The 17,980-nt window shown below is 73.7% G+C and carries 16 protein-coding genes; 12 read left to right on the forward strand and 4 right to left on the reverse strand.

Annotated elements, in window-relative coordinates; genetic code table 11:
* Positions 1-80: 80 nt before the first annotated feature.
* Positions 81-1,589, reverse strand: a complete 1,509-nt coding sequence (locus ACLIBK_RS10905; protein ID WP_415387284.1) for a YifB family Mg chelatase-like AAA ATPase — start codon at positions 1,587-1,589, stop codon at positions 81-83.
* Positions 1,590-1,998: 409 nt separating this feature from the next.
* On the opposite strand from ACLIBK_RS10905, the gene ACLIBK_RS10910 reads away from it, so the two are divergent.
* Genes ACLIBK_RS10910 through ACLIBK_RS10935 form a run of 6 tightly spaced genes read left to right on the forward strand, consistent with a single transcriptional unit; the run spans position 1,999 to position 9,209 of the window.
* Positions 1,999-2,988 (forward strand): ABC transporter ATP-binding protein, encoded by a 990-nt coding sequence (locus ACLIBK_RS10910; RefSeq protein ID WP_415387285.1) that lies wholly within the window; start codon positions 1,999-2,001, stop codon positions 2,986-2,988.
* Positions 2,985-4,154 carry an ABC transporter ATP-binding protein gene (locus tag ACLIBK_RS10915; protein ID WP_415387286.1) on the forward strand — a complete coding sequence of 390 codons (1,170 nt, stop codon included), beginning with the start codon at positions 2,985-2,987 and terminating at the stop codon, positions 4,152-4,154. Before ACLIBK_RS10910 ends, ACLIBK_RS10915 begins: the two co-directional genes overlap by 4 nt.
* The gene (locus tag ACLIBK_RS10920; RefSeq protein ID WP_415387287.1) at positions 4,151-5,710 is read left to right on the forward strand and encodes an ABC transporter substrate-binding protein; all 1,560 of its coding nucleotides are present in this window, start codon (positions 4,151-4,153) and stop codon (positions 5,708-5,710) included. The genes ACLIBK_RS10915 and ACLIBK_RS10920 overlap by 4 nt, the downstream gene beginning before the upstream one ends.
* 50 nt (positions 5,711-5,760) lie before the next feature.
* Positions 5,761-7,287, forward strand: coding sequence for an ABC transporter substrate-binding protein (locus ACLIBK_RS10925; RefSeq protein ID WP_415387288.1), 1,527 nt, complete (start codon positions 5,761-5,763; stop codon positions 7,285-7,287).
* A 21-nt stretch (positions 7,288-7,308) separates the two neighbouring features.
* Entirely contained in the window at positions 7,309-8,256 is a 948-nt protein-coding gene (locus ACLIBK_RS10930; RefSeq protein WP_415387289.1) for an ABC transporter permease, read from the forward strand.
* Positions 8,253-9,209 carry an ABC transporter permease gene (locus ACLIBK_RS10935; protein ID WP_415387290.1) on the forward strand — a complete coding sequence of 319 codons (957 nt, stop codon included), beginning with the start codon at positions 8,253-8,255 and terminating at the stop codon, positions 9,207-9,209. Before ACLIBK_RS10930 ends, ACLIBK_RS10935 begins: the two co-directional genes overlap by 4 nt.
* Positions 9,210-9,344: 135 nt before the next feature.
* Here ACLIBK_RS10935 and ACLIBK_RS10940 read toward each other — a convergent pair whose 3' ends face one another.
* On the reverse strand, positions 9,345-10,289 hold the full coding sequence (locus tag ACLIBK_RS10940; RefSeq protein ID WP_415387291.1) for a GNAT family N-acetyltransferase: 945 nt from the start codon (positions 10,287-10,289) through the stop codon (positions 9,345-9,347).
* 250 nt (positions 10,290-10,539) lie between these two features.
* On the opposite strand from ACLIBK_RS10940, the gene ACLIBK_RS10945 reads away from it, so the two are divergent.
* The 3 genes from ACLIBK_RS10945 to ACLIBK_RS10955 are packed head-to-tail and all read left to right on the forward strand — an operon-like array spanning position 10,540 to position 12,511.
* Positions 10,540-10,680: a hypothetical protein gene (locus tag ACLIBK_RS10945; protein WP_415387292.1), complete on the forward strand. Its 141-nt coding sequence runs from the start codon at positions 10,540-10,542 to the stop codon at positions 10,678-10,680.
* Positions 10,680-11,381 (forward strand): hypothetical protein, encoded by a 702-nt coding sequence (locus ACLIBK_RS10950; protein WP_415387293.1) that lies wholly within the window; start codon positions 10,680-10,682, stop codon positions 11,379-11,381. The genes ACLIBK_RS10945 and ACLIBK_RS10950 overlap by 1 nt, the downstream gene beginning before the upstream one ends.
* Complete coding sequence (locus ACLIBK_RS10955; protein WP_415387294.1) at positions 11,378-12,511, forward strand: toxic anion resistance protein; 1,134 nt, start codon at positions 11,378-11,380, stop codon at positions 12,509-12,511. Before ACLIBK_RS10950 ends, ACLIBK_RS10955 begins: the two co-directional genes overlap by 4 nt.
* Before the next feature lie 117 nt (positions 12,512-12,628).
* Here the strand turns inward: ACLIBK_RS10955 and ACLIBK_RS10960 are convergent, their stop codons facing one another.
* Positions 12,629-12,811 carry a hypothetical protein gene (locus tag ACLIBK_RS10960; protein ID WP_415387295.1) on the reverse strand — a complete coding sequence of 61 codons (183 nt, stop codon included), beginning with the start codon at positions 12,809-12,811 and terminating at the stop codon, positions 12,629-12,631.
* A gap of 259 nt (positions 12,812-13,070) precedes the next feature.
* Here ACLIBK_RS10960 and ACLIBK_RS10965 point away from each other — a divergent pair, with 259 nt between their 5' ends.
* Positions 13,071-14,996 (forward strand): Hint domain-containing protein, encoded by a 1,926-nt coding sequence (locus tag ACLIBK_RS10965; RefSeq protein ID WP_415387296.1) that lies wholly within the window; start codon positions 13,071-13,073, stop codon positions 14,994-14,996.
* Positions 14,997-15,051: 55 nt separating this feature from the next.
* Here ACLIBK_RS10965 and ACLIBK_RS10970 read toward each other — a convergent pair whose 3' ends face one another.
* Positions 15,052-15,699 (reverse strand): YidB family protein, encoded by a 648-nt coding sequence (locus tag ACLIBK_RS10970; RefSeq protein WP_415387297.1) that lies wholly within the window; start codon positions 15,697-15,699, stop codon positions 15,052-15,054.
* A gap of 271 nt (positions 15,700-15,970) precedes the next feature.
* Here ACLIBK_RS10970 and ACLIBK_RS10975 point away from each other — a divergent pair, with 271 nt between their 5' ends.
* A complete protein-coding gene (locus tag ACLIBK_RS10975) occupies positions 15,971-16,711 on the forward strand; it encodes a lysophospholipid acyltransferase family protein (RefSeq protein WP_415387298.1) in 741 nt (246 codons plus the stop codon).
* 182 nt (positions 16,712-16,893) lie between these two features.
* Positions 16,894-17,949 carry an alcohol dehydrogenase gene (locus ACLIBK_RS10980; RefSeq protein WP_415387299.1) on the forward strand — a complete coding sequence of 352 codons (1,056 nt, stop codon included), beginning with the start codon at positions 16,894-16,896 and terminating at the stop codon, positions 17,947-17,949.
* Positions 17,950-17,980 lie beyond the last annotated feature (31 nt).

The raw sequence follows: 17,980 nt of genomic DNA on the forward strand, positions 1-17,980 counted from the left end.
CCACGGACGCACCCCCAGACTCCCGAAAATAGAAGGGGGTCCGGGGGGATACTTCCCCCCGGCTTCCTGCCTTTCCCCCCTCAGTGCGCTGCCGACCGCTGCCGATAGGCCAGGGCTTCCGCCACATGGGCGCGTTCCACTGCCGCGCTGCCGGCCAGGTCGGCAATGGAGCGCGCCACCCGCAGCGTCCGCACGAAGGCGCGGTTGGACAGGCCCAGCCGGTCGATCGCCTGTTCCGCCAGCCGCAACGCCTCGGGCTGCAGGCCCGGTTGAAGCTGTTCCAGCGAGGCTTCCGCATTGGTGCGCGGCCCGTCCTCGCCCCAGCGCGCCCGCTGCGCCCCGCGCGCCGCGGCCACCCGCGCCGCCACCACGCGGCTGGGCTCCCCCGCCGGAGTGGAGCCCAGCTCGGCGGCCGGGATCGGCTGCACCTCGATCACCATGTCCAGCCGGTCCAGCACCGGGCCGGACAGCTTGTTGCGGTAATCCTCGCCGCAGCGCGGGGCGCGGCCGCATTCGCGCGGCGGCGCGCCCAGGTAGCCGCAGCGGCAGGGGTTCATCGCCGCCACCAGCTGCACCTGTGCGGGATAGGTGACGTGCGCCGCCACCCGGCTGATCACCACCCGCCCGCTTTCCAGCGGCTGCCGCAGCGCTTCCAGCGCGGGGCGGGGAAATTCCGGCAGCTCGTCCAGGAACAGCACGCCGCGATGCGCCATGCTGATCTCGCCCGGCCGGGCGCGCGGCCCGCCGCCGATCAGCGCCGCCTGCGAGGCGGAATGGTGCGGATCCCGGAAGGGTGGCCGCGCCTCGATGCGCCCGCCCGCCAGCGTGCCGGCGACGGAATGCACCTGGCTGACCTCCAGCGCTTCGGCCGGCGTCAGGTCGGGCAGCAGCCCGGGTAGCCGCGCCGCCAGCATGGACTTCCCGGCCCCAGGAGGGCCGACCATCAGCAGATGGTGCGCACCAGCGGCCGCGATCTCCAGCGCCCGCTTGGCGCTTTCCTGCCCGCGCACCTCCGCCAGGCAGGGCCCGCGCGAGGCGGCCGGCAACAGCGCCGGGGGCTGCGGCGGGCTCAACAGCTGCCGCCCGGCGAAATGCGCGATCAGGCTCTGCAGGTCAGGGGCCGCCAGAACCTCCACATTGCCGGCCCAGGCGGCCTCCGGCCCCTGCGCCGCCGGGCAGATCAGCCCGAGGTCGCGCGCCCCCGCCGCCATGGCCGCCGGCAGCACCCCCGGCACCGGCCCGATGGCACCGTCCAGCGCCAGCTCCCCCAGGGCGGCGAAGCCCAGCAGGTCCTCCTGCGGCAGCACTCCGATGGCGGCCAGCAGCGCCAGGGCGATGGGCAGGTCGAACTGTGTCCCTTCCTTGGGCAGGTCGGCGGGCGCGAGGTTCACCAGCACCCGCTTGGGCGGCAGCGCCAGGCCCAGGCTGCCCAGCACGGCGCGGACGCGCTCGCGGCTCTCGAACACCGCCTTGCTCGGCATGCCCACGACCGAAAAGGACGGGAGGCCCGCGGATACCTGGATCTGCACCTCCATCGCGACCGCCTCGATACCGCTCAGGGCGAAGGTCGCGATTCGGGCGATGGTCATGCCCGGCACGGTAGTGGGCCAGCCCGGAGGGCTCAACCGGACGGCCAGGGCCGGGCCGCCGCGGGCCGGGATGCGCGGACCTCGTGCCGGCGTGACCGGGATCCGGCGCCCCCGGGGCTGCCGCGAGTTCGCGCCCGGCACAGCATATGCTTACACTGTGACGCATGAGTTGGAGCATTCTCGCCCGTGACCCTGCCACCGGCGAGCTGAGCGTCGTCGGAGCCGCCCGTTCCTGTTCCGCCGGTGCTCCGGGCCCGCGGCGCAACGAACGGCCCGGCGCGGCCGCGACCCATCCCGGCACCGCGGGGCGGGGCCGCGGGCGCACCCGACGCTTCTTGGCCAGCCGCGACCACCGCGGCGGGCCCGACACGACCGCGCGCCACGGCGCGCCACGGAAGGCAATCGCCGCGTGAGCCACAACAGCGTCCTGGAGGTCATCGACCTCGCCGTCACCTTCAACACCGAGCGCGGGCCGCTGCGCGTGCTGGACGGGGTCAGCTTTTCCCTGCCCGCCGGCCGCACCGTAGCCCTGGTGGGGGAAAGCGGCTGCGGCAAGTCCGTCACCTCCCTGGCCGTCATGGGACTGCTGCCCCCGTCGGGCCGGATCGACGGCACCATCCGCCTGGAAGGCCGCGAGATCGCCGAACTGCCGGCCGAGCAGCGCCGCCTGCTGCGCGGGCAGGAGCTGGCGATGATCTTCCAGGAACCCATGACCAGCCTGAACCCCGCCTTCACCGCGGGCGAGCAGGTGGCCGAGGCGCTGCGCCTGCACCAGGGCCTGGACCGCGCCGCCGCCGATGCCCGGGCGGTGGCCATGCTGAACGCCGTGCGCATCCCCGAAGCGGCCCGGCGGGCGCGGCAATACCCGCACCAGCTTTCGGGCGGGATGCGGCAGCGCGTGATGATCGCCATGGCCCTGGCCTGCCGCCCGCGCGTGCTGATTGCCGACGAACCGACCACTGCCCTGGACGTCACGGTGCAGGCGCAGATCCTCAGTCTGCTGGACGACCTCCGCCGCGACACCGGCACGGCGGTGCTGCTGATCACCCATGACCTCGGCGTGGTGGCCGACCATGCGGACGAGGTGGTGGTGATGTATGCCGGCCGCATCGCCGAGACCGGCCCCACCCGGCAGGTCCTTTCCACCCCGCAGCACCCCTACACCGTCGGCCTGCTGGGCGCCGCCCCGCGCCTCGATGGCGAGCGCGGCGGCCGCCTGGCCAGCGTGGAGGGCACCGTGCCCGACCTGGCCAATCCGCCCCCGGGCTGCCGCTTCAAGGCCCGCTGCCCCTTCCGTATTGCCAAGTGCGACGAGCAGCCGCCGCTAATCGAGGTCGGCCCCGGCCAGCGCTCCGCCTGCTGGCGCGCGCCGCTCGACCAGATCCTGGAGGCCGCATGAGCGCCCCGCTGACCGACACCCCCGCCGGCCCCGACACGGCCGTGCCGCACGCGGCCCCGCCGGCCCTGGCCGCCGCCGGGGCGCCCTCGGCCGCCCCGCTCCCCTCCGCCGCGCCGCCGCTGCTGCAGCTGGACGGGCTGGTCCGCCACTTCCCCGTGCGCGACAGCCTCGGCCGCAAGCGCGGCGCCGTGCGCGCCGTGGACGGCGTCTCGCTCTCGGTCGCCGAGGGCGAGGTCCTGGCCGTGGTGGGCGAGAGCGGCTGCGGCAAGTCCACCCTGGGCCGCCTCGCCCTGCGGCTGGACACGCCCGATGCCGGCACGGTGCGCTTCGGCGGCGAGGATCTGGGCAAGCTCTCCGCCCGCGGCCTGCGCGACCGCCGCCGTTTCATGCAGATGATCTTCCAGGACCCTTATGCCAGCCTGGACCCGCGCATGACGGTGGGGCAGGCGGTGGCCGAACCCCTGCGCCTGCACGGGGTCGTGCCCCGCAGCGGCGAGCGCGAGCGCGTCGCCTCCCTGCTCAGCCGCGTCGGGCTGCGCCCGGAACACGCCGATCGCTGGCCGCACGAATTCTCCGGCGGCCAGCGCCAGCGCATCGCCATTGCCCGGGCGCTCGCCAGCGGCCCCCGCCTGATCGTGGGCGACGAGCCGGTCTCCGCCCTGGACGTGTCCGTGCAGGCCCAGGTCATCAACCTCCTCCAGGACCTGATCCGCGAGCTGCGCCTGGCCTTCGTGCTGATCTCCCACGACCTCGCCGTGGTGCGCCACGTCGCCGACCGGGTGGCGGTGATGTATCTCGGCCGCATCGTGGAGGAAGGCCCGGCCGACGCCGTCTTCGGCTCCCCGCGCCACCCCTACACGCGGGCGCTGCTGGCCTCCGTGCCCGGCGCCGGCGGCGGCGCGCCGCTGCACGGCGACCTGCCCAGCCCAATCGCGCCACCCGCCGCCTGCCGCTTCCACACCCGCTGCCCCTACGTGCAGCCGCTGTGCCGGGAACAGGAGCCGCTGCTGGCAGGCGCCACGGAAACTTCGTTGCGCCGCGCCGCCTGCCATTTCCAGGACGTGCTGCCGGCCATGCCCGCCATCAGCGAGCACCGCGGCGGTGGCGCCCGGCTGGAACGCCTGCAATCCTTCTTCGCGGACAAGAACGCCGGAGCCGCCGCATGACCATCCGCCCCCACGCCGCGGCACCTGCCGCGCGCTCCGCCGCGGCCCTCGCCGCGGGCTTCGGCGTCGCCCTCGCCGCCGTGCCCTTCGTGGCGCAGGCCCAGGCCCCCGCGGGGAACCTGCGCGTCGCCATCTACGGCGACCCCGACATCATGGACCCCACCCTGGCGCGGTCGCTGGTGGGGCGCATCGTCTTTGCCGGGCTCTGCGACAAGCTCTTCGACATCAGCGACAAGCTGGAGGTCGTGCCCCAGCTCGCCACCGGCTATCGCTGGGAAGACCCCAGGACGCTGATCCTCACGCTGCGCCCCAACGTGAAGTTCCACGACGGCGAGCCGATGGATGCCGAAGCGGTGCGCTACTCGCTGAACCGTCACATGACGATGCAGGGCTCCTTCCGGCGCTCCGAGATTGGCATCATGCAGGCCGTCGAGGTGGTGGACCCGCTGACGGTGCGCATCCGCCTCCAGGCCCCCTCCGCGCCCTTCCTGTCCCAGCTCGCCGACCGCGCCGGCATCATCGTGTCGCCCAAGGCGGCGGAAGCGGGCGGGCGCGACTTCGGCATGCGCCCGGTCTGCGCCGGCCCCTTCCGCTGGGTGGAGCGCGTGGCCCAGGACCACATCACCCTGCAGCGCTTCCCGGATTACTGGGATGCCGGGCGCATCCACCTCGAGCGCGTCACCTACCAGGTGATCACCGACAGTTCCGTGCGCTCGGCCAACCTGCGCTCCGGCGCGGTGGACATCACCCACGACATCGCCCCCTCCGACGTGGCAGAGGTCCGCGCCGCCCGCAACATGCGCGTCGTGGCCAATGACGCGCTGGGCTACTGGGGCCTGACCATCAACATGAACAACGGCCCGCGCGCCCAGACGCCCATGGGCCAGGACCCCCGCGTGCGCGAGGCGCTGGAAATCGCCATCGACCGCGAGGCGCTGATCCAGGTGGTGTTCGACGGCGCCTTCGCCCCCGCCACCCAGTCGGTGGGCCCGGAATCTCCCTTCTTCGCGCCGGAAATCCCGCTGCCCCGCCGCGACCCGGAACGCGCCAAGCAGCTGCTACGCGAGGCCGGGGTGCCCATCCCCTTCCCGGTGGAGGTCATGGTCGCCAACGTCCCGGAGCAGCGCCAGGCCGTGGAGGTGATGCAGGCCATGGCGGCCGAGGCCGGCTTCGCCCTGCGCATCAACGCCGTGGAATTCGCCTCCGGCCTGCAGGCGGCGGCGCGCGGCGACTTCCAGCTCTACCTCAGCGGCTGGTCCGGCCGGCCGGACGCCGACGGCAACATCTACGCCTTTCTGCACAGCACCGGCGGGCAGAACGACAACAAGTACAGCAACCCCGAGGTGGACCGCCTGATCGAGGCCGCCCGTGTCGAGCCGGACGTGGCCAAGCGGCGCGAGCTGTATGGCCGCATGTGGCAGATCGCGCTGCGGCAGGACCATTCCCGCCTCTACCTCTGGCACATCCGCAACATCGCCGCGATGAACACGCGGGTGCAGAACTTCCGCCCGCATCCCGACGGGCTGATCCGCCTCCAGGACCTGCGGCTGCAATGATCCGCCGCCCCGCCGCCCTCCCCAGAAACGTCCGCAACCGGAACCGCCCGATGACCCCAACCAGAGCCGCGCGCTACGTCCTGCCGGCCTTGATCGCCCTGGCCCCGCTGCTCGGTGCTGGAACGGCGGAAGCGCAGAACCTGCGCATCGGCCTACGCCAGGACGCCGACATCATGGACCCGACGCTGGCCCGCACCTTTGTCGGCCGCATCGTCTTCGCCTCGCTCTGTGACAAGCTGTTCGACATCAACGACAAGCTGGAGATCGTCCCCCAGCTCGCCACCGGCTACCGGTGGGAGAACCCCACCAACCTCATCATCACCCTGCGCCCTGGCGTGAAGTTCCACGACGGCGAGCCGATGGATGCCGAGGCGGTGCGCTACTCGCTGCTGCGCCACCTCAACATGCAGGGCTCCTTCCGCCGCGGCGAGATCAACTCCATGCAGTCGGTGGAGGTGGTGGACCCGCTCACCGTCCGCGTGGTGCTGAAGGAAGCCTTCGCCCCCTTCGTGTCGCAGCTGACCGACCGCGCCGGCATGATGGTCTCGCCCAAGGCCGCGGAAGCGGCGGGCCGCGACTTCGGCATGCGCCCGGTCTGCGCCGGCCCCTTCCGCTGGGTGGAGCGCGTGCCGCAGGACCGCATCGTGGTGGAGCGCTTCCCCGACTACTGGGATGCCGGCCGCATCCACGTGAACCGCATCACCTATCTCCCCATCCCCGACAGCACCGCCCGGCTGGCCAACCTGCAGGCCGGCGCGCTGGAAATGGCGGAGATCACCACCCCTTCCGACGCCCCCACGATCCGCCGCGACCCGCGCCTGCGCCTGACCCAGGCGGACGAGCTGGGCTACACCTATATCGCCTACAACATCGGCAACGGCCCGCGCGCCCAGACGCCGATCGGCCGCGACGCCCGGGTGCGCGAAGCCTTCGAGCGCGCCATCGACCGCACCGCCATGATCGGCGTGGTGTTCGACGCCCTCTACGTCCCGGCCTCGCAGCCCGTGCCGCCCGCCTCGCCCTTCAACATCGCCGAGATGAAGCCGGAGGAGCGCGACGTCGCCCGCTCCCGCGCCCTGCTGCGCGAGGCCGGCATCACCGCGCCGCTGACCGTGGACATGGTGGTGCCCAACGAGCCGGAACAGCGCCAGCTCGCCGAGGTCATGCAGTCCATGCTGCGCGAGGCCGGGATCGAGCTGCGCATCAACGCGATGGAGTTCGCCTCCTCCCTGCAGGCGGCGCAGCGCGGCGACTTCCAGACCTACCTCGTCGGCTGGTCCGGCCGCCCCGACCCGGACGGCAATGTTTGGGCCTTCACCCACAGTCAGGGACCGCAGAATGACGGCCGCTATTCCAACCCCGAGGTCGACCGCCTGCTGGACGCCGCCCGGGTGGAATCCGACCTGGAAAAGCGCCGCGCCATCTATGCCCAGGTCTGGCAGACCGCCTTCCGGCAGGACCGCTCGCGCATGATGCTGTACCATCGCCGCAACCTGATCGGGCACACCGCCAGGCTGCAGGGCTTCAGCCCCATGCCGGACGGGCTGATCCGCGTCCAGGACCTGCGGCTGCAGTAAGTATCAAGGAAGCTACGAACCATGCTGGGCTGGTTGCTGCGGCGCCTCGGGCAGGTAATCCCGACCCTTCTGATCCTGAGCCTGCTGGTGTTCGGCCTGCAGCAGCTGATGCCCGGCGACCCCGCCCTGATCATGGCGGGCGAGGAGCGCGGCGACCCGCAGGTGCTCGCCCAGATCCGGGCCGAGCTGATGCTGGACCAGCCGATCTGGCAGCAATACCTGGCCTGGCTGGGCCGGGTGCTGCACGGCGACCTCGGCTTTTCCTGGCGCATCCGCCAGCCCGTGGGTGAGTTGATCCTGCAAAAGCTGCCGGTGACGCTGCAGCTAGGCGTGATGGCCTTCATCATCGCCGTGGTGATCGGCGTGCCGCTGGGCGTGCTGTCCGCGGTGAAGCGCGACAAGCCGCTGGACTGGCTGGCCAACGGCCTCGCGCTCGCCGGCATCTCCACGCCGAACTTCTGGCTCGGCATCCTGATGATCCTGCTCTTCTCCGTGCAACTCGGCTGGCTGCCGCCCTCGGGCTACGTGCCGCTGACGGAAGACTGGAAGCAGTCGCTGCTGACCACGATCATGCCCGCCTTCGTGCTGGGCAACGGCATCGCCGGCGTGCTGATGCGCCACACCCGCGCCGCCATGCTGGGCGCGCTGAGCCAGGACTACGTCCGCACCGCCCGCGCCAAGGGCCTGCCGGAACGCGTCGTCGTGGCCAAGCACGCGCTGCGCAACGCCCTGGTTCCCGTGGTCACGCTGGGCACCATCGAGCTGGGCCGGCTGCTGGCCGGCGCGGTGCTGACCGAGCAGATCTTCACCATCCCCGGCTTCGGCAAGCTGGTGGTGGACGCGGTGTTCAACCGCGATTACCCGGTGGTGCAGGGCGTCGTCATGGTCACCGCCATCATCTTCGTGATCCTCAGCCTGCTCTCGGACCTCCTTTACATGGCTATCAACCCGCGGCTGCGCACGGCATGAGCACCACCACGCTTCCCCCGGGCGCGACGCCCGCGGCGCTGCCCCCCGCCGCCGATCCGGCGCCGCCGGAACCGGCCGCCCCGGCTTCGGTCCGCCGCCGCAGCCGCCCGGACAGTCCCGGCCGCCGCGCCCTGCGCCGCTTCTTCCGCCACCGCCTCGCGGTGGTGGGGCTGGTGGTGGTGGTGCTCTTCATCGCCGCCGCCATCCTGGCCCCCTGGATTGCGCCCTACGACCCGATCGCCACCTCCTGGACCCGCATCCGCAAGGCGCCGTCCGAACTCTACTGGTTCGGCACGGACGAGAACGGCCGCGACGTGCTCTCCCGCGTCCTTTGGGGCGCGCGGGCCTCGCTGATGGCCGGCGCCCTGTCGGTGGCCGCGGCGCTGCTGGTGGGCGTGCCGGTGGGGCTCCTCTCGGGCCTGGCCGGCGGCTGGGTGGACGCGCTGATCTCGCGCATCACCGACGCCATGCTCAGCGTGCCCTTCCTGATCCTGGCCATCGCGCTGGCCGCCTTCCTGGGCCCGGCGCTGGAAAACGCTATGCTGGCCATCGCCATTTCCGCCACGCCGATCTTCATCCGCCTGTCGCGCGGCATGGCGCTGGAAGCCAAGACCACGGAATGGGTGGAAGCCGCCCGCTCCCTCGGCAATCCGCCCTGGCGGCTGGCGCTGCTGCACGTGCTGCCCAACATCGTGCCGCCGCTGCTGGTACAGGCCACCCTGGCCATCGCCGAGGCCATCATCGCCGAAGCCTCGCTGAGCTTCCTGGGCCTCGGCCAGCAGCCGCCGCAGCCCTCCTGGGGCTCCATGCTGAACGCGGCGCAGCGCTTCCTGACCCAGGCGCCCTGGATGGCCATCTATCCCGGGCTGGCGATCTTCCTGGTAGTGCTGAGCTTCAACCTGCTGGGTGACGGGCTGCGCGACGCTCTCGACCCGCGCGGACAGGGGCGGTGAGAAAGGCCGGGGGAGTGAACTCCCCCGGTCCCCCCTCCTTCTTTCGGGAGTTTGAGAGTGCCGTTCAGGGCACTCCCAGACTCCCGAAAATAGAAGGGGGTCCGGGGGGATACTTCCCCCCGGCTTACGTTACGCTCAGCGCCACTCATCCGTGACCAGCACCTCCGGCCGGTCATAGCCCCCCGGCCCCGGGCGGCGCAGCGCCACCCCCGACACCACGGTGCGAAAGCCCGCCGCCTTCATCGCGGCATAGGCGTCGCGGCGGGCATGGTTCACGCTGGCCACCACCTGCGGCGCCCCACGGGCCGCCGCCAGGGCGTCCACCGCTCGCAGCAAGGCGCCGAACCCCGCCACGTCGCCGGGCCGCACCGCACCGAACTTCACCACCGCCGCCTCGCTGCCGCTCTCGCTGCCCGGCCCGCTGTGGCACAGGGCGAAGCCGGTGATCCGCCCGGCATCCCCGCGCAACAGCACCGTGTCGCCCACGCCCTGTTCCGTTGCCGCGCGGATTTCGCGCCCGAGGTCCAGCCCGGGAAAGCTCGCCTCCGCCACGTTCCGGCATTCTGCCAGCGCCGCCTCCCGCGCCCCCGCTTCCAGCGCCGAGAACAGGACCGGCGCCTCCGCCGCGGCGCCGGGTGCGACCGGCTTGCTCATGGCGGCGATCAGGTGGTGGGTTTCGAAACCGGCCTCCTCGTAGAGCCGGATGTGGCGCGGGCTGGAGGGGTTGGTGAACAGCCCCACCACGGCCGCCCCCCAGGCTTCGGCCGCCGCCAGGGCAGGGGGCAGCAGCAGGCGCGCCACGCCGCGGTTCCAGAAATCCGGCCGCACGGAGAGCGGTCCCAGCACGGCGAGGCTGCCCCAGTGCATCACCGTCACGCTGCCCACCACCTCGCCCCCGGCCTCGGCCACGAAGCAGCCGGGCGGGTTGGTGCGCCAGCGCGGCCGCAGCAGATCGGCGTCGCCGCGGAAGCTGGCCGGGTCCGGCAGGCCGAACTCCGTGCCGAAGGCCAGGCGGAACACCCGGTCCGCCGCGTCGAGGTCGGCCTCCTGCATGGGCCGGACGGAAAGCTCGGTCGACATAAGGGCAGAAACTCCTGCGGGATGGGGCGGCCAGCCTATCGCCGCCGCGCCGTGCCGGTCACGCGGCCGATGACACGGCCCGGCGCCCGCGCCGCGCCCTCTCCCAGGCCCCCAACGGCAGCCCCGAGCCGCCGGCCCCGAAGCCCAGCCCCACCGCGGCCACGACCAGCACGCGCAGCATGCGCCTCATTCCCCGCACCGCATCGGCACATCCTTGATACGGGGGGGGCGCGCGGCGATCTATCCCGGCATGGACCCGCGCATTCCCGTTCGCCCGTCTGTTTTTTCCGGTGGCCCCCGCCGCTTGGCCGGCTTCGCCCTGATGGGCGGCAGCCTCGCCTTCGTGTCGGCCCTGTCGCTGATCCAGGCTGTGATCCGGGTGTTCCACTGATGGAGCGCTTGCTGGCCCCGTTTCGCGGGCTGCCCCTGCTGCTGCTCGCCTCGCCCCTGCTGCCGGCCCTGCTGATCGGGCTGGCGGACGGGCAGCAGCGCACCATCCTCGGCACCGTGTTCGGCCTGGCCGGCACCGGCGCCGCCGTGGCGCTGCTGCGCCGGAACAAGCGCGGCGACCGCCGCCGCGCCGCTGCCCTGCTGGGCGTGGGCGTCGGGCTGGCCGCCAACTTCGCCGCCGGCACCGGGCCGCTGGGCGGGGTGGTGCTGGGCCTCGCTGCCGGCTTCGGGGCGCGCTTCGCCTATGCCAAGCTGCGCGAGCCGCCGCCGGAACCGGTGCCGCCGCGCGTCGATCCCGCCCTGGACCCCTTCAACGCCCGGCTGCGCGCCCTGGACGGCGCCGACCGTCGCCTGACGGGCGCCGTGGCCGCCCTGCGCGAACTGCTGGGCGAGATGACCCTGCGTCCCAACCAGGCCGGCACCGTGCGCGGCGTGCTGGTGGTGGGCCTCGACGGTCTGGAGCGCATTGCCCAGCGCCTGGAACGCGGCGCCGCCCCGACCGAGGGCCTGGACGGTGCCGTGGGCGACGTGGAACGCGCCGCGCGCGATGCCGCCGCCCGGCTGCGGGCAGTGGAAACGGAAGCGCTGGACGTGCAGGTCAACGTGCTGCGCCAGCGGCTGCGCGAAGAGGGCATGGCATGAGCGAACCCGTGGACACCTCGACCGCCCGGGCGGCGACGGCCGCCCGGGAGGTCACGCCCGCCCGGGAAGCCGCGACCGCCAGGGACGCCGCCCCCACGGCCAACCCGCGGGTGGCCGAGCTCGCCGCCCGCATCGACCTGCACGACCCCACCTCCATCCTGCGCTTCGGCCAGGACGCGCAGGGCCGCGCCGCGGCCGCCGCCGATGCCATGCTCGGCGCCTCGCGCAACGACGCCACCGGCGAGGCGGGCGACGCCCTGTCCGGCCTGCTGGCCCACCTGCGCGGCTTCGACCCCGGTGCGGGCGAGGAAAAGCCCGGCCTGGTGTCGCGCCTGTTCGGCCGCGCCAGCAGCGGCACCGTTGCCATCCTGCAGAAGTACGAGACGGTGCGCGGCCAGGTGGAAGCCGCCGGCGACAAGCTGCAGGAACAGCGCACCCGGCTGCTGGAAGACGTGGAGAAGCTGGAGCGCCTCTACGCCGCCACGCTGGACTGGTTCCACGCCCTGGCCGAGCACATCCAGGCCGGCGAGCAGGTCCTCGCCCGCACCGACGCCGAGGCCGTGCCCAAGGCCGAATGGGCTGCCGAGGTGGAGCAGGACCCGCTGGCCGCACAGCGCCTGCGCGACCTGCGCGCCGCCCGCGACGACCTGGACCGCCGCATCCACGACCTGCGCCTGACGCGGCAGGTGGCGATGCAGGCGCTGCCCGGCATCCGTCTGATCCAGGAAAACGACAAGGCGCTGGCGGCCAAGATCCACTCGGTGCTGGCCAACACCGTGCCGCTGTGGCGCTCGCAACTCGCGCAGGCCCTGGCGATCCACCGCATGCGCGAGGCCGGCAGCGCCGTGCAGGCCGCCACCGACCTGACCAACAAGCTGCTCACCGCCAATGCCGAGGCGCTGCGCCAGGGCAACGCCGCCGCCCGTACGGAGATCGAGCGCGGCGTGGTAGACCTCGATGCGCTGAAGCGCGCCAACGCCGCGCTGGTCGGCACCATCGAGGATTCCCTGCGCATCGCGGAGGAAGGGCGCAACCGCCGCGCCGCCGCCACGCAGGAACTGGCCCAGGCCGAGGCGGAAATCCGCCGCGCCCTGATCTCCGCCCGCGTCGCGCCCGCCAAGCCGGGCTGAGCGCTTCCCCGTCCTCGCCGCCGGGCGGAACAACGCGTCCCATCGCGGTGGACCGGACCGAACCGGCGGGGAGGGGGGCGTGCTGCGGCGCACCCCTCCACCCGCAGGCCGGCAGGTTCAGGATGAGGCGTGCACCCGGATCGGTGCCGGAGGCTCCGGCAGCACCCGGTCGGGCGTGGGGCAGACCTCCGGCCGGCAGGACATCGCGGCCGGGCCGTCCACCGGCTCCACCCAGTAGGTGCGGCCGTTGATCAGGCGCGGTCGCTGGGCCGCCACGGGCCGGATGTGCTGCGTATCCATGCCGCGCATCTGGGAGCGCCGCGTAAATGCGCCGTAACAGCCGCGCGCCCGCATCGTGGAAAGAAGGCCTGCTCACCTCCTCGTGAAAGCCGCGCGGCCCGCCGGCGGCAGGCCGCGCGCCGGCCCGTCGCCACCACGGTCCCTTTTCCTGCCGCACCGACGGGCACCGGCACCGCCCCCCCGGCGAACTCCGCACTTCCTGCAATGCCACGGCTTGTGGCATTGCTTTACGGATCAGTAACAAGGGCGCGCCGGGGCGATGACGAGCTATTCGTGGCAGCCAGTCTCGCCCACGGGAGAGGGCGCCTGGTTCGACGAGGCGAACTGGCAGCCCACCGGCGTCCCCAACAACCAGTCCTTCAGCTTCGACGGCGCCACTTTTCTGCGCGGCGGCACGCTCACCGACACGGCCGGCAGCGGCGACCCGACCTCCACCCTGCGCGTCCTCGTCGACACCCCCGACCCGGTGCGCTTCGCCGGCGGGCTGAGCATGCGCAACGGCAGCTTCGACGTGGCGCCGGGCTCCTCGGTGCAGGTGACCTCCGCCGCCCTCGTGGATGTCGACCTGCGGGTGAACGCGGCGCGCCTCGTTCTCGGCGAAGCCGGGGGCGGCCCGCACAGCATCTCCGCGACCTCCAAGGCCGATGTCAGCATCATTAGCGTGGTGGGCGGGGCGCCCGTGGCGGGGCTGTCCCAGGGCATCTTCGTCGCCGGCGACCTCAACCTGAGGTTCGGCTACGCCACGCTGTCGGTGACCGGCCCCAACGCCACCTTCGGCAGCGCGGATAGCGGGCCGATGGGCAACATCACCGCCAGTTCGGCCTTTCCGGTGGTGATCGCGGCCCAGGATTCCAACATCGTGCTCGGCGGCTTCGCGGGCACGAGCCCGGACAGTTCGCCCGGCGTGGAACTGGGCGGCGCCTCCAGCCTGACGCTGGAAAAGCCCGCCGCCTTTGCCGGCACGATCTACGGCTTCACCCCCGACGACCGGCTGGTGGTGGACGCCCACGTCACCGACCTGTCCTATGCCGACCACGTCCTCACCCTGCGCGACGGCGAAACCACCGTCGGCACCCTGCGCTTCGAGGGCAACTACACCGCCGCCGACTTCAGCCTAGCCACGGTGGACGACGACAGCACCCGCATCCTGGCCAGCGAGTGCTATGTCCGCGGCACCCGCATCGCCACCCCGGATGGCGAGCGTGCGGTGGAGAGCCTGAGCGCCGGCGACACCGTGCTGCGCGCCGACGGCATCCCCGCCACCCTGCGCTGGGTCGGCCACCGCCAGCTGCACCCGAACCACCACCCCACCCCGCAGGATGTCTGCCCCATCCGCATCCGCGCCCACGCGCTGGGGCCCCGCCTGCCGGCGCGCGACCTCCTCGTCAGCCCCGGCCACCACCTGTTCCTCGATGGGGCCCTGGTGCCGGCGCGCGCGCTGCTGGACGGCGCCCTGGTGGTGCAGGACGCGCCCGAAACGGTGGAATATTGGCACCTGGAACTCGCCGCGGCAGACGGCAGCGCCACCCACGGCGTCCTCCTGGCCGAAGGGCTGCCGGCGGAAAGCTTCCTCGACACCGGCCGCTCCGGCTTCTTCGCCGACGACCCCGCGCCCGAACTGCACGCCCTGCCGCCCGAGGCGGACGCCCTGGCGGAAGCGGCCTGGGCCACCCGCGGCTGCGCCCCGCGGCTGACCGGCGGCGGCCGGCTGCGCGCGATCCGGCGCCGCATCGCCCGGCAGGCGGCGGGGCTGGGCTTCCGCCCGGTCCGCCCGGCGCTGCGGTTGCTGGCGGGGGCGCGGGAACTGCCCCTGACCCTGTCGGACGGATGGTACCGGGCGAGCCTGCCCGAAGCCGCACCGAAGCTGCGGCTCTGCGCCACGGCCTCCGTGCCGGCCGACGACGCGACGGCCGGCAGCGACGACCTGCGCCTGCTGGGCGCGCGCGTGGCGGAACTGCGCCTGCGCGGCGCCGACGGCACGCTCCGCCCGGTGGCGCTGGACGACCCGCGCCTGTGCCGCGGCTGGCACGCGGCGGAACCCGGCGGCCGCTGGACCGATGGCGACGCCGAACTGCCGGACGCCCTCTGGGCCGGCCTGGCCGCCCCGGCGGTGCTGGAACTGCGCCTGGCCGCCTTGCGCCCCGGCCTGCGCGCACCCGCCCAGGAACGCCGCAGCGCTGCCTGACGGCGGGCCGCGCTCCCGGCGCGACGCGCTGCCGCGTCACGCCGGGCCGGCGCCTTCAGCGGCCGCGGCCGCCCAGCAATCCGCCCAGGATGCCGCCGAGGCCACCTCCCTGGCCCCCACCGGCCCCGAGCTGGCCCAGCAACCCGCCGAGGCCGCCACCCTGGCCCCCGCCGGCGCCCAACTGGCCGAGCAGCCCGCCCAGCACCCCGCCGATCCCGCCCTGCGGCACCTGGGTGTCGTCCTGCGGCAGACGCCCCTGCGGGCTGAGCCGGTCCACCAGCAGCGGCAGCAGCGCCACCAGCAGGCTCATCAGCCCCTGGCGCGGCAGGCCCGTCCGCTGCGCGATCTGCTCCACCTGCGCCGGGCCGAGCGCGTTCTCCAACTCGGCGGGCGCCACCGGCGCGTTCTCGCCGTGCCCGATCCAGGAATCCACCTGCGGCCCCAGCCCGCCCTGGCGCAGCTGGTCCAGCAGGCCCGACAGCCCGGCCATGTCCTGCCGTCCGCCCATCAACTGGCCGAGCACGTTCTGCACCGGCGCCTCCGCCGCGCCAGCGGCGGGGTTGCCGCCGCTGCTGGACAGGAAATCACTCATCTCGGCTTCTCCTCCGGCAGGGGAGGTAACGCGGGGAAGGGGGCCGGGGTTGAAACGCCGCTGGTCCGCGCTTCGGCCCCCACCGCAGGAACGGGGACCGCGCTCCGGCATCCGGCCACGGGAACACGCTTCCCGGCCCCGCAGGACCACCGCCGCGGGCTTACGCCCTGCCCGCCCGGAAACCGGACCGACGCATCGCAGGCCGGGGCGCAACGCCCGCCTGCATCCCCGTGCGCGCCGGGATGTTGTAAGGGGCACTCAACATCCCCGGGGTGAAAAACCGTTCCATGCCCGTTTCGCGTGTCGCCGTGGCCGGGATCGGGCGGTGCCTGCCCCCGCACCCGGCGCGATCGCTCCGGCCGACCCCCGGCGCGGCGCGGCCATGACCCGTCCGCGTCGCCGCGGCCCCTTGTCCCGCGGGGTGAAGGCCGTGCTGAAGAGCGCGCCGCTCGCCCGCCTGCTCGGGCACTACCTCGACCTGTGCCGGCGCACCGCGCGCTGGGAATTGCTGGGCACGGAACCGCTGCACGCGCTGGCGCGGGGCGAGGCCGGCTTCGTGCTGGCCTTCTGGCACGAATGCCTGCCCGTGATGCCCTTGGCCTGGGACACCTTCTGGCGATCCGTGGACCCGGCCGTGCCGCGCAAGCCCGGGCTGGTGCTGGTGTCGCGCAGCCGCGACGGCGGCATGATCGGTGCCATGCTGGACCGCTTCGGCCTGCAGCCGGTGTCCGGCAGCTCCTCCCGCGGCGGCCGGGTGGCGGCGCGAGAGCTGCTGTCGGGCCTGCGCGGCGGCGCGGTGGCGGTGGTGGTGCCCGACGGCCCGCGCGGCCCGCGGCGGGTGGCCACGCCGGGCGGGCTGCGCCTGGCGGAGGTGGTGGGTGTGCCGGTGGTGCCCTGCGCCGCCAGCGCCCATCCCGCGCGCCGGCTGGGCACCTGGGACCGCATGGTGATCCCGCTGCCCTTCTCGCGCTGCGTCGCCGTGGTGGGCCCGCCCATCCTGCCCGGGCATGGCGGCGCCGAGCCGGCGGCGCGCCTGCTGGAAGCGGCGCTCAACGCGGCCACCCTGCGCGCCGAGGCGGCCTGCCGCCAGCCGCGTGGGCGCCCGCTGCCGGTGCCGGCCTGACCGCGGCGCGGGGCTGGGGCGAAGGGGCCGGCCGTCGGATGGCCAGGCCCCTGCGGCGGGCAGGCCGACGCGGCACCCCCGCGCGCCACCACCGCAGCGCGCGGCCCGCCCCGCCACGGGGGCCGCTTGACCGGCCGGGCGGCCGGCTGCTCCATCCCGGCCAGCAGGGAGACGTGTCGGACATGCGGGCCTGGGCCATCGTGGAAAACGGCGAGCCGTTGCAGGAGATCGAGCTGCCGACGCCGGAGCCGGTGGGCCGGCAGGTGCTGCTGGAGGTGACGCATTGCGGCGTCTGCCATTCCGACCTGCACCTGTGGGAGGGCCGCTACGACCTCGGCAGCCGCGGCATCCTGTCGCTGAAGGAGCGCGGCCTGACCCTGCCGATCGCCCCCGGGCACGAGATCGTCGGCCGCGTGCTGCGCTGGGGCCCCGAGGCCACCGGCCTGCGCGCCGGCGAGATGAAGGTGGTGTTTCCCTGGGTCGGCTGCGGCCAGTGCGAGCATTGCCGCGCCGAGGAGGACAACATGTGCCTCCAGGGCCACTCCATCGGCATCAACCGCCACGGCGGCTACGCCACCCACGTGCTGGTGCCCGAGCCGCGGCACCTCGTGGACCTCGGCGCGCTCGACCCGGCGGTGGCCGCGACCTATGCCTGCTCCGGCATCACCGTCTACTCGGCCATCCGCAAGGTGATGCCGCTGCCGCCTGACCGGCCCGTGGTGGTGGTGGGCGCCGGCGGGCTGGGGCTGAACGCGGTGGCCACGCTGCGCGCCCTCGGGCACGGGAGCATCTGCGTGGTGGACCTGTCGGAGGAGAAGCTGGCCGCGGCGCGGACGGCCGGCGCCACGCTCACCGTGCTGGCCGGCGGCGACGACACCACCGGGCGCATCGTCGCGGCCTGCGGCGGCCCGGTCTCCGCCGTGATCGACCTGGTGAACGGCACCGCCACGGCGCGCTTCGCCTTCGATGCGCTGCAGAAGGGCGGCAAGCTCGTGCAGGTCGGGCTGTTCGGCGGCGAGCTGCCGCTGCCCCTGCCGCTGATGGCCATCCGCGCCCTGACCGTGCAGGGCTCCTATGTCGGCAACCCCAAGGAACTGCGCGCCGTGATGGACCTAGCCCGCACCGGCCGGCTGGCGCCCCTGCCGGTTTCCACCGCCCCGATGCACGAGGCCAACGCCGTGCTGAACCGGCTGCGCGACGGCAAGGTCACCGGCCGGGTGGTGCTGACCGCTGCCTGACGGTTTCCCGCCCGCGGAGCTGATCCCCCCC

Origin of the sequence: Roseomonas sp. BN140053 (genome assembly GCF_047690175.1) — a bacterium.
Lineage (GTDB): Bacteria > Pseudomonadota > Alphaproteobacteria > Acetobacterales > Acetobacteraceae > Roseomonas.